The organism is Pseudomonas sp. F9001, from assembly GCF_013385435.1.
Taxonomy (GTDB): domain Bacteria; phylum Pseudomonadota; class Gammaproteobacteria; order Pseudomonadales; family Pseudomonadaceae; genus Aquipseudomonas.
In genome coordinates, this window is the sequence record NZ_JACAPX010000032.1 from 16,109 (window position 1) to 30,305 (window position 14,197).

General features: G+C 54.5%; 25 protein-coding genes. All 25 read left to right on the forward strand.

Going from position 1 to position 14,197, the window contains the following annotated elements:
• Positions 1-2,106 carry an elongation factor G gene (gene fusA, locus HX818_RS24685; protein ID WP_003210087.1) on the forward strand — a complete coding sequence of 702 codons (2,106 nt, stop codon included), beginning with the start codon at positions 1-3 and terminating at the stop codon, positions 2,104-2,106.
• 30 nt (positions 2,107-2,136) lie between these two features.
• Complete coding sequence (gene tuf / locus HX818_RS24690; protein WP_003210085.1) at positions 2,137-3,330, forward strand: elongation factor Tu; 1,194 nt, start codon at positions 2,137-2,139, stop codon at positions 3,328-3,330.
• 141 nt (positions 3,331-3,471) lie between these two features.
• Positions 3,472-3,783: a 30S ribosomal protein S10 gene (rpsJ, locus tag HX818_RS24695; RefSeq protein ID WP_003210084.1), complete on the forward strand. Its 312-nt coding sequence runs from the start codon at positions 3,472-3,474 to the stop codon at positions 3,781-3,783.
• 81 nt (positions 3,784-3,864) lie between these two features.
• Positions 3,865-4,500 (forward strand): 50S ribosomal protein L3, encoded by a 636-nt coding sequence (gene rplC, locus HX818_RS24700; RefSeq protein ID WP_003194649.1) that lies wholly within the window; start codon positions 3,865-3,867, stop codon positions 4,498-4,500.
• A gap of 12 nt (positions 4,501-4,512) precedes the next feature.
• Entirely contained in the window at positions 4,513-5,115 is a 603-nt protein-coding gene (rplD, locus tag HX818_RS24705; RefSeq protein WP_003210082.1) for a 50S ribosomal protein L4, read from the forward strand.
• A complete protein-coding gene (rplW, locus tag HX818_RS24710; RefSeq protein WP_002555488.1) occupies positions 5,112-5,411 on the forward strand; it encodes a 50S ribosomal protein L23 in 300 nt (99 codons plus the stop codon). The genes rplD and rplW overlap by 4 nt, the downstream gene beginning before the upstream one ends.
• Positions 5,412-5,425: 14 nt before the next feature.
• Positions 5,426-6,250, forward strand: a complete 825-nt coding sequence (gene rplB, locus HX818_RS24715) for a 50S ribosomal protein L2 (RefSeq protein ID WP_003210080.1) — start codon at positions 5,426-5,428, stop codon at positions 6,248-6,250.
• Positions 6,251-6,266: 16 nt separating this feature from the next.
• Positions 6,267-6,542, forward strand: coding sequence for a 30S ribosomal protein S19 (gene rpsS, locus HX818_RS24720; protein ID WP_002555486.1), 276 nt, complete (start codon positions 6,267-6,269; stop codon positions 6,540-6,542).
• Positions 6,543-6,555: 13 nt separating this feature from the next.
• The gene (gene rplV, locus HX818_RS24725) at positions 6,556-6,888 is read left to right on the forward strand and encodes a 50S ribosomal protein L22 (RefSeq protein WP_003210077.1); all 333 of its coding nucleotides are present in this window, start codon (positions 6,556-6,558) and stop codon (positions 6,886-6,888) included.
• Between the two features lie 13 nt (positions 6,889-6,901).
• Positions 6,902-7,588 (forward strand): 30S ribosomal protein S3, encoded by a 687-nt coding sequence (gene rpsC, locus HX818_RS24730; RefSeq protein WP_003176422.1) that lies wholly within the window; start codon positions 6,902-6,904, stop codon positions 7,586-7,588.
• Between the two features lie 12 nt (positions 7,589-7,600).
• Complete coding sequence (gene rplP, locus HX818_RS24735; protein WP_003210075.1) at positions 7,601-8,014, forward strand: 50S ribosomal protein L16; 414 nt, start codon at positions 7,601-7,603, stop codon at positions 8,012-8,014.
• Positions 8,014-8,205, forward strand: a complete 192-nt coding sequence (rpmC, locus tag HX818_RS24740; RefSeq protein ID WP_002555481.1) for a 50S ribosomal protein L29 — start codon at positions 8,014-8,016, stop codon at positions 8,203-8,205. The genes rplP and rpmC overlap by 1 nt, the downstream gene beginning before the upstream one ends.
• 2 nt (positions 8,206-8,207) lie before the next feature.
• Positions 8,208-8,474 (forward strand): 30S ribosomal protein S17, encoded by a 267-nt coding sequence (gene rpsQ / locus HX818_RS24745; protein WP_003176419.1) that lies wholly within the window; start codon positions 8,208-8,210, stop codon positions 8,472-8,474.
• A 23-nt stretch (positions 8,475-8,497) separates the two neighbouring features.
• Entirely contained in the window at positions 8,498-8,866 is a 369-nt protein-coding gene (rplN, locus tag HX818_RS24750) for a 50S ribosomal protein L14 (RefSeq protein WP_002555479.1), read from the forward strand.
• A gap of 11 nt (positions 8,867-8,877) precedes the next feature.
• Positions 8,878-9,192, forward strand: a complete 315-nt coding sequence (gene rplX / locus HX818_RS24755) for a 50S ribosomal protein L24 (RefSeq protein ID WP_007896770.1) — start codon at positions 8,878-8,880, stop codon at positions 9,190-9,192.
• Between the two features lie 20 nt (positions 9,193-9,212).
• Positions 9,213-9,752: a 50S ribosomal protein L5 gene (gene rplE / locus HX818_RS24760; protein ID WP_003210069.1), complete on the forward strand. Its 540-nt coding sequence runs from the start codon at positions 9,213-9,215 to the stop codon at positions 9,750-9,752.
• A gap of 13 nt (positions 9,753-9,765) precedes the next feature.
• Positions 9,766-10,071 (forward strand): 30S ribosomal protein S14, encoded by a 306-nt coding sequence (rpsN, locus tag HX818_RS24765; protein WP_003176414.1) that lies wholly within the window; start codon positions 9,766-9,768, stop codon positions 10,069-10,071.
• Positions 10,072-10,279: 208 nt separating this feature from the next.
• On the forward strand, positions 10,280-10,672 hold the full coding sequence (gene rpsH, locus HX818_RS24770; RefSeq protein ID WP_003186040.1) for a 30S ribosomal protein S8: 393 nt from the start codon (positions 10,280-10,282) through the stop codon (positions 10,670-10,672).
• Positions 10,673-10,684: 12 nt separating this feature from the next.
• On the forward strand, positions 10,685-11,218 hold the full coding sequence (rplF, locus tag HX818_RS24775; RefSeq protein ID WP_003176412.1) for a 50S ribosomal protein L6: 534 nt from the start codon (positions 10,685-10,687) through the stop codon (positions 11,216-11,218).
• Between the two features lie 10 nt (positions 11,219-11,228).
• Complete coding sequence (gene rplR / locus HX818_RS24780) at positions 11,229-11,579, forward strand: 50S ribosomal protein L18 (RefSeq protein ID WP_003186037.1); 351 nt, start codon at positions 11,229-11,231, stop codon at positions 11,577-11,579.
• Positions 11,580-11,582: 3 nt separating this feature from the next.
• Positions 11,583-12,083, forward strand: coding sequence for a 30S ribosomal protein S5 (gene rpsE, locus HX818_RS24785; RefSeq protein WP_003186035.1), 501 nt, complete (start codon positions 11,583-11,585; stop codon positions 12,081-12,083).
• 2 nt (positions 12,084-12,085) lie between these two features.
• The gene (gene rpmD, locus HX818_RS24790) at positions 12,086-12,262 is read left to right on the forward strand and encodes a 50S ribosomal protein L30 (RefSeq protein ID WP_003186033.1); all 177 of its coding nucleotides are present in this window, start codon (positions 12,086-12,088) and stop codon (positions 12,260-12,262) included.
• Positions 12,263-12,266: 4 nt separating this feature from the next.
• Positions 12,267-12,704, forward strand: a complete 438-nt coding sequence (rplO, locus tag HX818_RS24795) for a 50S ribosomal protein L15 (protein ID WP_003210066.1) — start codon at positions 12,267-12,269, stop codon at positions 12,702-12,704.
• Positions 12,705-14,033, forward strand: coding sequence for a preprotein translocase subunit SecY (gene secY / locus HX818_RS24800; protein ID WP_003210064.1), 1,329 nt, complete (start codon positions 12,705-12,707; stop codon positions 14,031-14,033).
• 27 nt (positions 14,034-14,060) lie between these two features.
• The gene (gene rpmJ, locus HX818_RS24805) at positions 14,061-14,177 is read left to right on the forward strand and encodes a 50S ribosomal protein L36 (RefSeq protein WP_002555468.1); all 117 of its coding nucleotides are present in this window, start codon (positions 14,061-14,063) and stop codon (positions 14,175-14,177) included.
• Positions 14,178-14,197: the final 20 nt, after the last annotated feature.

A 14,197-nucleotide genomic window follows, 5' to 3' on the forward strand; every position in this document is an offset into this window, starting at 1 on the left:
ATGGCTCGTACTACTCCGATTAGCCGCTACCGTAACATCGGTATCGTTGCTCACGTGGATGCTGGTAAAACCACCACCACCGAGCGCGTACTGTTTTACACCGGCAAAAGTCACAAAATGGGCGAGGTGCATGACGGCGCCGCGACCACAGACTGGATGGTTCAGGAGCAGGAGCGTGGTATTACCATTACTTCTGCTGCTATTACCGCCTTCTGGAAAGGTTCCGAGAAGCAGTACAAGGACGAGCACCGCTTCAACGTAATCGATACCCCGGGCCACGTAGACTTCACCATTGAAGTTGAGCGTTCCCTGCGTGTACTCGACGGCGCTGTCGTTGTGTTCTGCGGTACTTCGGGTGTTGAGCCTCAGTCGGAAACCGTATGGCGTCAGGCCAACAAGTACGGCGTTCCACGTCTTGTTTACGTAAACAAGATGGACCGTGCTGGTGCCAACTTCCTGCGCGTGATCGGTCAGATCAAACAGCGTCTGGGTCACACTCCGGTGCCAATCCAGTTGGCTATCGGTTCCGAAGACAACTTCCAGGGTCAGATCGATCTGATCAACATGGAAGCTGTTTACTGGAATGACGCTGACAAAGGCATGGTTCCTGTTCGTAAGCCTATCCCTGCAGAACTGCAGGAGCTGGCTGACGAGTGGCGTAACAACATGGTTGAGGCTGCTGCCGAAGCCAGCGAAGAGCTGATGAACAAGTACCTCGAAGGTGAAGAGCTTACCAACGTGGAAATCAAGGCCGCTCTGCGTCAGCGTACTATCGCTGGTGAGATCGTTCTGGCTGTTTGCGGTTCTTCCTTCAAGAACAAGGGTGTTCCCCTGGTTCTCGACGCCGTTATCGACTACCTGCCTGCTCCAACCGACATTCCTGCTATCAAGGGTACCAACCCTGATAACGAGGAAGAAGAGATGGAGCGTCACGCCGATGACAGCGAGCCGTTCTCGGCTCTGGCGTTCAAGATCGCTACTGACCCATTCGTGGGTACTTTGACCTTCGTCCGCGTTTACTCGGGCGTGTTGGCCTCCGGCGACGGCGTGATCAACTCGGTTAAAGGCAAGAAAGAGCGTGTGGGTCGTATGGTGCAAATGCACGCAAACGCCCGTGAAGAGATCAAGGAAGTACGCGCTGGTGACATCGCGGCCCTGATCGGCATGAAGGACGTCACCACTGGTGAGACCTTGTGCGACGCTGCCAAGCCAATCATCCTGGTTCGCATGGACTTCCCGGAGCCGGTTATTTCGGTTGCCGTTGAGCCTAAGACCAAGGATGACCAGGAAAAAATGGGTATCGCTCTGGGCAAGCTTGCTCAGGAAGATCCATCTTTCCGCGTCAAGACTGATGAAGAGACTGGTCAAACGATCATCTCCGGCATGGGCGAGCTTCACCTGGACATCCTGGTTGACCGGATGCGCCGTGAGTTCAACGTCGAAGCCAACATCGGTAAGCCTCAGGTTTCCTATCGTGAGCGCATCACGAAGAACTGCGAAATCGAAGGCAAATTCGTTCGTCAGTCCGGCGGTCGTGGCCAGTTCGGCCATTGCTGGATCCGTTTTGCTCCTGCTGATGAAGGTCAGGAAGGTCTGCAATTCGTGAACGAAGTAGTGGGCGGTGTTGTTCCTAAGGAATACATCCCGGCTATCCAGAAGGGTATCGAAGAGCAGATGAAGAACGGTGTTGTTGCCGGCTATCCGCTCATCGGCCTGAAGGCGACCGTTTTTGACGGTTCTTACCACGACGTCGACTCCAACGAGATGGCGTTTAAGGTGGCTGCTTCCATGGCTACCAAGCAACTGGCCCAGAAGGGCGGTGGTGAGTTGCTTGAGCCAATCATGGCAGTAGAAGTCGTTACGCCTGAAGACTACATGGGTGACGTGATGGGCGACCTTAACCGTCGTCGCGGCATGATCTTGGGTATGGAAGATACGGTTTCCGGCAAAGTGATTCGTGCCGAGGTTCCGTTGGGCGAGATGTTCGGTTATGCGACCGACGTTCGTTCCATGTCTCAGGGTCGCGCAAGCTACTCTATGGAATTCAAAAAATACAACACAGCTCCGGCGCACATCGCTGAAACTGTATCCAAAAAACAAGGCTGATTCAGTCCTTTAGGCAAGGAGTTAATTGTCGTGGCTAAAGAAAAATTTGATCGTTCCCTACCGCACGTAAACGTTGGCACTATCGGCCACGTTGACCACGGTAAAACCACTCTGACCGCTGCTCTGACTCGCGTCTGCTCCGAAGTTTTCGGTTCGGCTCGTGTTGACTTCGACAAGATCGACAGCGCACCAGAAGAAAAAGCTCGTGGTATCACCATCAACACCGCGCACGTTGAATACAACTCGCTGATCCGTCACTACGCTCACGTTGACTGCCCAGGTCACGCTGACTATGTGAAGAACATGATCACCGGTGCTGCCCAGATGGACGGCGCGATCCTGGTTTGCTCGGCCGCTGATGGTCCGATGCCACAAACCCGTGAGCACATCCTGCTGTCCCGTCAGGTAGGCGTTCCGTACATCGTGGTTTTCCTGAACAAGGCTGACCTGGTAGACGACGCTGAGCTGCTGGAACTGGTTGAGATGGAAGTGCGCGATCTGCTGAGCACTTACGACTTCCCAGGCGACGACACTCCGATCATCATCGGTTCTGCTCGTATGGCTCTGGACGGTCTTGACGACAACGAAATGGGCACCACTGCCGTTCGTAAACTGGTTGAGACTCTGGACAGCTACATCCCAGATCCAGTTCGTGTTATCGACAAGCCGTTCCTGATGCCAATCGAAGACGTATTCTCGATCTCCGGTCGTGGTACTGTTGTGACTGGTCGTATCGAGCGCGGTATCGTTAAGGTTCAAGATCCACTGGAAATCGTTGGTCTGCGTGACACTACCGTCACCACCTGCACCGGTGTTGAAATGTTCCGTAAACTGCTCGACGAAGGTCGTGCAGGCGAGAACTGCGGCGTTCTGCTGCGTGGTACCAAGCGTGACGACGTTGAGCGTGGCCAGGTTCTGGTCAAGCCAGGTTCGGTTAAGCCGCACACTACCTTCGAAGCTGAAGTGTACGTGTTGAGCAAAGAAGAAGGCGGTCGTCACACTCCGTTCTTCAAAGGCTACCGTCCACAGTTCTACTTCCGGACCACTGACGTGACCGGTAACTGCGAACTGCCGGAAGGCGTTGAAATGGTAATGCCAGGCGACAACATCAAAATGGTTGTCACCCTGATCAAAACCATCGCAATGGAAGATGGTCTGCGTTTCGCTATCCGTGAAGGCGGTCGTACCGTCGGCGCTGGCGTCGTAGCCAAAATCATCGCTTAATAAGTGATGACTTGAAAAAGCCCCCGCTCAGCGGGGGCTTTTTTATTGAGTTGACACCCATATGGGGCGTCTATAGAATTGCGCCTCCTTTTAACGGGCGTGTTGCGCTCGCTGGGAATAGCAGCCGGAGTCTGAAATCCAATGGCAAATCAGCAAATTCGTATCAGGTTGAAGGCTTTTGACCACAAACTGATCGACCAATCCACCCAGGAAATCGTGGAAACCGCGAAACGTACTGGTGCTCAAGTGCGTGGTCCAATTCCACTGCCTACCCGTAAAGAGCGGTTCACCGTTCTGGTCTCCCCGCACGTCAACAAAGACGCGCGTGACCAGTACGAGATCCGTACTCATAAGCGCGTGCTGGACATCGTCCTGCCAACGGATAAAACCGTTGATGCACTTATGAAGCTTGATCTGGCGGCCGGTGTGGAAGTACAGATCAGCCTCGGCTAAGACTTGGGTCTTAGTCGTGTAACGCTCTGAAATGGGCGGCCATAGCGGGTGAAAGCCCCGTACACTCATGAGGTTTACAACATGACTATTGGTGTAGTCGGTCGTAAATGCGGTATGACCCGTATTTTCACCGAAGAAGGTGTCTCCATTCCGGTCACGGTCATTGAGATCGAACCGAATCGCGTCACCCAGTTTAAAACTGAAGAAACCGATGGCTATCGTGCAGTGCAAGTCACTGTCGGCGAGCGTCGTGCTTCGCGTGTGACTGCTGCTCAAGCAGGTCACTTCGCTAAAGCAAACGTTGCAGCTGGTCGTACTGTCATGGAGTTCCGTCTTGAAGACGGCGACTACCAGGCTGGCGATCTGATCAACGCTGAAATCTTCGCCGCTGGTCAACTGGTTGATGTAACCGGTCAGTCCAAGGGTAAAGGCTTCCAGGGTACGATCAAGCGTTGGAATTTCCGTGGCCAAGACAACACTCACGGTAACTCCGTTTCCCACCGCGTCCCGGGCTCTATTGGCCAGTGCCAGACTCCTGGTCGTGTATTCAAGGGCAAAAAAATGTCCGGTCATATGGGCGCTGAGCGCGTGACCGTGCAGTCCCTCGAAGTAGTGCGCGTCGACGCTGAACGCAATCTGTTGTTGGTCAAGGGTGCTGTTCCTGGCGCTACTGGCGGCAACCTGGTTGTACGTCCAGCGGCCAAGGCTCGCGGTTAAGGGGAAGCTGACATGCAATTAAACGTAAATGACGCTCAAGCGATCGAAGTTTCCGAACTGACATTTGGCGGCGAATTCAACGAGACGCTGGTTCACCAAGCAGTCGTGGCCTACATGGCCGGCGGCCGTCAAGGTAGCAAGCAGCAAAAGACCCGTTCCGACGTTCGTGGTGGCGGTAAGCGCCCTTGGCGTCAGAAAGGTACTGGCCGCGCTCGTGCCGGTACTATCCGTAGCCCAATCTGGCGTGGCGGCGGTACCACTTTCGCAGCACGTCCACAGGATCACACCCAGAAGCTCAACAAGAAGATGTATCGCGCAGCACTGCGCTCCATCCTTGCTGAACTCGTGCGTACTGATCGTCTGGTCGTGGTTCAGGACTTCGCTGTTGAAGCGCCGAAAACCAAAGATCTGCTGAACAAGCTGAACGGCATGGGCCTGACTGACGTCCTGATCGTGTCTGAAGCTGTTGATCAGAACCTGTACCTGGCTGCTCGCAACCTGCCACACGTTGATGTACGTGACGTGCAAGGTTCCGATCCAGTTAGTCTGATCGCATACGACAAGGTGTTGATCACCGTGTCGGCCGTGAAGAAATTCGAGGAGCTGCTGGGATGAACCAGGAACGCGTATTTAAAGTTCTGCTTGGCCCGCACGTTTCCGAAAAGGCTACGGTTCTGGCTGACAAGAAAGGCCAGTTCGTTTTCAAGGTTGCAACTGACGCAACCAAGCTGGAAATCAAGAAGGCCGTCGAAAGCCTGTTCAGCGTGAAAGTAGAGCGTGTTACTACCCTGAATGTTCTGGGTAAGAGCAAGCGCACTGCTCGCGGTCTGGGCAAGCGTAATGACTGGAAGAAGGCAGTTATCTCCCTTCAGCCAGGCCAAGATCTCGATTTCAGCAGCAGTGCTGAGTAAGGAAGGGGTGCATCATGGCAATCGTTAAATGCAAACCGACTTCCCCTGGCCGCCGTTTTGTGGTCAAGGTGGTCAACCAGGAGCTGCATAAAGGCGCTCCTCACGCACCGCTGCTCGAGAAGAAATCGAAGACTGGTGGTCGTAACAACAATGGTCGTATTACCACTCGTCACATCGGTGGTGGCCATAAGCAGCATTATCGTCTGGTCGACTTCCGTCGCAACGACAAAGATGGCATCGCTGCCACTGTCGAGCGTATCGAATACGATCCAAACCGTACTGCTCACATCGCTCTGCTGCTGTACGCAGATGGCGAGCGTCGCTACATCATCGCCCCTAAAGGCGTGAGTGCTGGTGACCAGCTGATCGCAGGTGCTTTGGCACCGATCAAGCCGGGCAACGCTCTGCAACTGCGCAACATTCCAGTTGGTAGCACCGTACACGGCATCGAATTGAAGCCGGGTAAAGGCGCGCAAATCGCTCGTTCCGCTGGTGCTTCGGCTCAGCTGATCGCTCGTGAAGGTGTCTACGTGACCCTGCGTCTGCGCTCTGGTGAAATGCGTAAAGTATTGGCTGAATGCCGTGCGACCCTGGGCGAAGTCTCGAACTCCGAGCACAGCCTGCGTTCGCTGGGTAAAGCTGGTGCCAAACGCTGGCGTGGCGTTCGCCCAACCGTTCGTGGTGTTGCCATGAACCCGGTTGACCACCCACACGGTGGTGGTGAAGGTCGTACCTCTGGTGGTCGTCATCCGGTATCGCCATGGGGCTTCCCGACTAAGGGCGCGAAGACTCGTGGTAATAAGCGTACCGACAAAATGATCGTCCGTCGTCGCAAGTAAATAGAGGGATACGACAGTGCCACGTTCTCTGAAAAAAGGTCCTTTTATTGATCTTCACCTACTGAAGAAGATCGAAGTGGCGGCGGAAAAGAACGATCGCAAACCGGTGAAAACCTGGTCGCGTCGTTCGATGATCCTGCCACAAATGGTCGGTCTGACCATTGCAGTGCATAACGGTCGTCAACATGTTCCAGTTCTCGTGAACGAAGACATGGTCGGCCACAAACTAGGCGAGTTTGCCGGTACCCGCACATATCGTGGGCACGTGGCAGACAAGAAAGCCAAGCGTTAAGGGGTAAGGAACGATGGAAGTAGCCGCTAAGTTGTCGGGCGCTCGAATCTCCGCCCAGAAAGCCCGCTTGGTCGCCGACCAGATCCGCGGGAAGAAGGTGGGCGAAGCGCTCAACCTGTTGGCTTTCAGCAGTAAGAAAGCCGCCGAGATCATCAAGAAAGTGCTGGAGTCGGCCGTAGCCAACGCCGAGCACAACGAAGGCGCAGACGTTGATGACCTGAAGGTCAGCACCGTTTTCGTCAACGAAGGGCGTTCGCTGAAGCGCATCATGCCTCGTGCCAAAGGCCGAGCTGATCGCATCGTCAAGCGGTCTTGCCATATCACTGTCAAGGTTGCTGACAAGTAACGGAGTCGAAGAGATGGGTCAGAAAGTACATCCCATTGGCATTCGCCTGGGAATCGTCAAGGAGCACACCTCCGTCTGGTACGCAGACGGTCGGACTTATGCGGACTACTTGTTCGCTGATCTGAAGGTGCGTGAGTATCTCCAAGACAAACTAAAAAGCGCGTCCGTGAGCCGTATCGATATCCATCGTCCTGCTCAAACTGCACGTATCACCATCCACACCGCTCGTCCAGGTATCGTTATCGGGAAGAAAGGTGAAGATGTTGAGAAACTGCGTCAGGACCTGACCAAGCAAATGGGTGTGCCTGTGCACATCAATATCGAAGAGATCCGCAAGCCGGAGCTCGACGGTATGCTGGTTGCGCAGAGCGTAGCTCAGCAGCTGGAGCGTCGCGTAATGTTCCGTCGCGCTATGAAGCGCGCAGTACAGAACGCCATGCGCATTGGTGCCAAAGGCATCAAAATCCAAGTGAGCGGTCGTCTCGGCGGTGCTGAAATCGCACGTACTGAATGGTATCGCGAAGGTCGTGTGCCACTGCACACCCTGCGTGCCGACATCGACTATGCCAACTACGAAGCTCACACCACCTACGGTGTGATCGGTGTAAAGGTTTGGATCTTCAAAGGCGAAGTAATTGGTGGTCGCCAAGAAGAACTGAAACCACAAGCACCAGCGCCTCGTAAAAAAGCTGCTAAGTAAGGGGTACGCCAAATGTTGCAACCAAAGCGTACGAAGTTCCGCAAGCAGATGACAGGCCACAACCGTGGTCTGGCTCAGCGCGGTAGCAAAGTCAGCTTCGGCGAATATGCGCTGAAGTCTGTAGCTCGTGGTCGTCTCACCGCTCGTCAGATCGAGTCAGCGCGTCGTGCACTGACCCGTCACGTTAAACGTGGCGGCAAGATCTGGATCCGTGTATTCCCGGACAAGCCTATCTCCAAAAAGCCCCTCGAAGTTCGGATGGGTAAAGGTAAGGGTAACGTGGAATATTGGGTTGCCCAGATTCAGCCAGGCAAAGTCCTGTATGAAATCGAGGGTGTTACTGAAGAGCTGGCGCGTGAGGCTTTCGCCCTGGCTGCTGCAAAGCTGCCGCTCGCCACCTCCTTTGTTAAACGGACGGTGATGTGATGAAAGCGAATGAACTTCGTGAAAAATCCGCACAGCAGCTGAACGAGCAACTGCTCGGCCTGCTGCGCGACCAGTTCAATCTGCGTATGCAGAAAGCAACTGGCCAGTTGGGGCAGTCTCATCTGCTCTCGCAAGTTAAGCGTGACATTGCTCGCGTGAAGACTGTGCTCAACCAGCAGGCAGGTAAGTGATCATGGCTGAAGCCGAAAAGACTGTCCGTACGCTGACTGGCCGTGTTGTCAGCGACAAGATGGACAAAACCATCACCGTTTTGATCGAGCGTCGCGTTAAGCACCCGATCTACGGTAAATACGTTAAGCGTTCGACTAAGCTGCACGCGCACGACGAAACCAACCAGTGCCACATCGGCGACAAAGTCACTATTCGTGAAACTCGTCCGTTGGCCAAGACCAAGTCTTGGGCCCTGGTTGATGTTCTCGAACGCGCTGTGGAAGTCTAAGGACTAGGGGTCGGAGAAATTATATGATTCAGACTCAATCCATGCTCGATGTGGCCGATAACAGCGGCGCACGCCGCGTTATGTGCATCAAGGTGCTGGGTGGCTCCCATCGTCGTTACGCTGGTATCGGTGACATCATCAAAGTTACCGTGAAGGAAGCAATTCCTCGCGGTAAAGTGAAAAAAGGCCAAGTGATGACTGCTGTTGTAGTCCGCACTCGTCACGGCGTACGCCGTGCAGATGGCTCCATTATCCGCTTTGATGGCAACGCTGCTGTTCTTCTGAACAACAAGCAAGAGCCGATCGGCACCCGTATCTTTGGGCCAGTGACCCGTGAACTTCGTACTGAGAAGTTCATGAAGATCGTCTCGCTCGCCCCAGAAGTGCTGTAAGGAGATCCGACATGCAAAAGATTCGTCGTGACGACGAGATCATCGTGATCGCCGGCAAAGACAAAGGTAAGCGCGGTAAGGTGCTGAAGGTTCTTGCTGATGACCGTCTGGTCGTTGGTGGTCTGAACCTGGTCAAGCGTCATACCAAGCCTAACCCGATGTCGGGCGTACAAGGCGGTATCGTCGAGAAAGAAGCGCCACTGCACGCTTCTAACGTCGCCATCTTCAACGGCGAAACCAACAAGGCTGACCGCGTTGGTTTCAAAGTAGAAGACGGTAAGAAAATTCGTGTCTTCAAGTCGACCCAAAAAGCGGTTGATGCTTGAACACTGCTAGGTAGAAGACCATGGCACGACTAAAAGAGATTTACCGGAAGGAAATCGCACCGAAACTTAAGGAAGAACTTAAGCTTTCGAACGTGATGGAAGTTCCGCGCGTTACCAAAATCACCCTGAACATGGGTCTGGGCGAAGCGATCGGCGACAAAAAAGTCATCGAGCACGCTGTTGCTGACCTGGAAAAGATCACCGGCCAAAAAGTCGTTGTGACCTACGCTCGTAAATCCATCGCTGGCTTTAAAGTCCGTGAAGGATGGCCGATCGGCGTCAAAGTGACTCTGCGCCGTGAGCGTATGTACGAATTCCTGGATCGTCTGCTGTCGATCTCCCTGCCTCGGGTCCGCGACTTCCGCGGCCTGAATGCCAAGTCCTTCGATGGTCGTGGTAACTACAGCATGGGCGTTAAAGAGCAGATCATCTTCCCGGAAATCGACTACGACAAGATCGATGCTCTCCGCGGTCTGGACATCACCCTGACCACCACTGCCAAGAACGATGATGAAGGCCGCGCTCTGCTGCGTGCGTTCAAATTCCCGTTCCGCAACTGATTGGAGTAGGACCATGGCCAAGATGAGCATGAAAAACCGCGAGCTGAAGCGTCAGCTCACGGTTGCCAAGTACGCCAAGAAGCGTGCAGCACTGAAAGCAATCATCGTTGATCTGAACGCAAGTCCAGAAGCGCGTTGGGAAGCTACAGTTGCTCTGCAGAAGCAGCCACGTGACGCAAGCGCTTCGCGCATGCGTAACCGCTGCCGCCTGACCGGTCGTCCACACGGCGTTTACCGCAAGTTCGGCCTCGGCCGTAACAAACTGCGTGAAGCGGCAATGCGTGGTGACGTACCAGGTCTGGTTAAAGCCAGCTGGTAAGTACGTTCGAAGTCTCGGTGGCCAGGATCGCAAGATACTGACCGCCGGTGGCCTAGAATCTGGAACAAGCCCCTTTTGGGGCTTGTTTCATTTCCGGAGTGTGTCTAAAATACGCGGCTCGCCTGAGCCCGTGTGTTTTGTGCTCGGAGATTCTCGGCGACACGTAATGGCCGCAAGGCTAATTTTTTTGTATTAGGAGCGTCTAGCCATGAGTATGCAGGACCCGTTAGCGGACATGCTAACTCGTATCCGTAATGCCCAGATGGCTGAAAAGTCCGTCGTAAGCATGCCATCTTCCACGTTGAAGGTTGCTGTTGCCAAAGTCCTGAAAGACGAAGGCTACATTGCGGGTTATCAGATCAGCAGCGAAATCAAACCACTGCTGTCCATCGAGCTGAAGTACTTCGAAGGCCGTCCGGTCATCGAAGAAGTGAAGCGCGTTAGCCGTCCAGGCCTGCGTCAGTACAAGTCCGTTGATGATCTGCCAAAAGTTCGTGGCGGTCTCGGTGTGTCTATCGTCTCCACCAACAAAGGTGTGATGACGGATCGTGCTGCGCGCGCTGCCGGTGTCGGCGGCGAAGTTCTTTGCACTGTGTTCTAAGGGGGGATAAGCATGTCACGCGTCGCTAAGAACCCCGTTAAGCTGCCAGCCGGTGTCGAAGTAAAATTCGCAGGCCAACAGCTTTCGGTGAAGGGTGCCAAGGGCACTCTGGAACTGAACATCCATTCGTCCGTTGAGATCGTTGAAGAAGCTGGTGAGCTGCGTTTCGCTGCTCGCAATGGCGATCAACAAACTCGCGCAATGGCCGGTACCACTCGTGCGTTGGTAAACAACATGGTCCAAGGCGTAAGCCAAGGCTTCGAGCGCAAGCTCCAGCTGGTCGGTGTTGGTTACAAAGCGCAAGCAAAAGGCACGGTTCTGAACCTGGCCCTTGGCTTCTCGCACCCAGTGGATTACGAACTGCCGGAAGGCATCACCGCTGAGACCCCTAGCCAAACCGATATCCTGATCAAGGGTATTGATAAGCAGCTGGTAGGTCAGGTGGCCGCTGAGATCCGCGACTTCCGTCCACCAGAGCCGTACAAAGGCAAAGGTGTGCGCTACGCGGACGAAGTCGTCCGTCGTAAAGAAGCCAAGAAGAAGTAGGGCATAGCAAATGACCGACAAAAAAGTTACTCGACTGCGTCGCGCTCGCAAAGCACGCCTGAAAATGCACGAACTCGAAGTCGTGCGTCTCTGCGTGTTCCGCTCGTCGCAGCACATCTACGCCCAGGTCATCTCGGCCGACGGCAACAAAGTCCTGGCAAGCGCCTCGACTTTGGATAAAGAACTGCGTGATGGTGCCACTGGCAACATCGACGCGGCCACTAAGGTTGGCCAGCTGGTCGCTACGCGTGCTAAGGCCGCCGGCGTCTCGCAAGTGGCTTTCGACCGCTCTGGCTTCAAGTACCACGGCCGCGTGAAAGCGCTGGCTGATGCTGCTCGTGAAGCTGGGCTGGAGTTCTAAGTTATGTCAAATAACGACCAAAAGCGCGACGAAGGCTACATTGAGAAGCTGGTTCAAGTTAACCGCGTAGCCAAAACCGTTAAAGGCGGCCGTATCTTCACTTTCACCGCGTTGACCGTGGTAGGTGATGGTAAAGGGCGCGTTGGCTTCGGCCGTGGCAAGTCACGTGAAGTGCCTGCTGCGATCCAGAAGGCAATGGAAGCTGCTCGTCGCAACATGATCCAAGTTGATCTGAACGGCACCACTCTGCAGTACGCAATGAAGTCCGCTCACGGCGCTTCGAAGGTGTACATGCAGCCTGCCTCTGAAGGTACCGGTATCATCGCTGGCGGCGCTATGCGTGCTGTCCTCGAAGTTGCTGGCGTTCAGAACGTTCTGGCCAAGTGCTACGGCTCGACTAACCCGGTAAACGTGGTTCACGCCACTTTCAAGGGTTTGAAAGCAATGCAGTCTCCTGAATCCATTGCCGCCAAGCGTGGCAAAAGCGTCAAGGAGATCTTCTGATCATGGCTACCGTTAAAGTAACGCTGATCAAAAGCATGACCGGCCGCATCCCTAACCACAAATTGTGCGTTAAGGGTTTGGGTCTGCGTCGCATCGGTCACACTGTAGAAGTACTTGATACTCCCGAGAATCGCGGGATGATCAACAAGGCTTACTACATGCTGCGTGTCGAGGGTTAATTCGATGAAACTCAATGATCTGAGTCCAGCGCCGGGTTCCCGTCGCGAAAAGCATCGTCCGGGCCGTGGTATCGGTAGTGGTTTGGGCAAGACCGGTGGCCGTGGCCACAAAGGTCAGTCCTCCCGCTCCGGTGGCACCATCGCTCCAGGCTTTGAAGGCGGTCAACAGCCGCTGCATCGTCGCCTGCCGAAGTTCGGTTTCGTTTCCCTGAAAGCCATGGACCGCGCAGAAGTGCGTCTGTCCGAGCTGGCCAAAGTGGAAGGCGACATCGTTACCGTGCAGACCCTGAAAGATGCCAACGTGATCAACGTCAACGTACAGCGTGTGAAAATCATGCTGTCCGGTGAAGTGACTCGCGCTGTCACTATCGGCAAGGGAATCGGCGCCACCAAAGGTGCGCGTTCGGCTATCGAAGCAGCTGGCGGCAAGTTCGAGGAATAAATGGCTAAGCAAGGTGCTCTCTCAGCGCTCGGCAAAGGCGGTATGTCTGAACTTTGGGCTCGTCTGCGTTTTCTGTTCCTGGCGATTATCGTCTACCGAATAGGCGCACACATCCCGGTTCCAGGTATCAACCCGGACCGACTCGCAGACCTGTTTCGACAGAATGAGGGGACCATTCTTAGCTTGTTCAACATGTTTTCCGGCGGCGCGCTGGAACGGATGAGCATCTTTGCACTGGGGATCATGCCGTACATCTCGGCATCGATCATCATGCAACTGATGACCGCCGTCAGTCCGCAGTTGGAGCAGTTGAAGAAGGAAGGTGAAGCTGGCCGTCGCAAGATAAGCCAGTACACCCGCTACGGCACTGTCATCCTCGCCCTGGTCCAGGCTATCGGCATGTCCGTTGGCCTGGCCGGGCAGGGTGTTGCGTTCACTGGTGACTTTGGCTTCCATTTCGTCGCGGTATCCACATTTGTGGCTGGTGCGATGTTCATGATGTGGCTGGGTGAGCAGATTACTGAGCGTGGTGTTGGTAACGGTATCTCGATGTTGATTTTCGCAGGTATCGTTGCCGGTCTTCCGAGAGCGATTGGGCAGTCTTTCGAGTCTGCACGTCAGGGTGATATCAATATCTTCGCCCTGGTTGCCATCGGTTTGTTGGCAGTAGCGATTATCGGTTTTGTGGTGTTCATTGAGCGTGGCCAGCGTCGTATTGCTGTTCACTACGCCAAGCGTCAGCAGGGCCGCAAGGTCTTTGCCGCGCAGACCAGCCACCTGCCGCTGAAAGTGAACATGGCTGGGGTTATTCCTGCCATTTTCGCGAGCAGCATTTTGCTGTTTCCGGCTTCGTTGGGTGCCTGGTTCGGTCAGTCTGAAGGTATGGGCTGGTTGCAGGACATCTCGCAGTCGATCGCTCCTGGTCAGCCGTTGAATATTCTGCTGTTTAGTGCAGGGATTATTTTCTTCTGCTTCTTCTATACGGCGTTGATGTTCAATCCGAAAGACGTAGCGGAAAACCTGAAGAAGTCCGGTGCCTTTATTCCGGGTATTCGTCCAGGTGAGCAGTCTGCGCGCTACATTGATGGCGTTCTGACTCGCTTGACCATGTTCGGTGCTCTATATATGACGGCCGTCTGCCTGTTGCCCCAGTTCCTGGTGGTTGCAGCAAACGTTCCGTTCTACCTTGGCGGGACCTCGTTGCTGATCGTCGTCGTGGTTGTGATGGACTTCATGTCCCAAGTACAATCGCACCTCGTTTCGCACCAGTACGAATCCCTGATGAAGAAAGCCAACCTGAAGGGTTACGGCAGCGGCATGTTGCGCTGAGTACCCATAAGGTTCGAGGAGTTGGTGATGAAAGTTCGTGCATCGGTGAAAAAGCTGTGCCGTAACTGCAAGATTATTCGCCGCGAAGGTGTTGTTCGAGTAATTTGCAGCGCGGAACCGCGTCACAAACAGCGCCAAGGCTGAGTGTGATCCGCTTGAAGCCC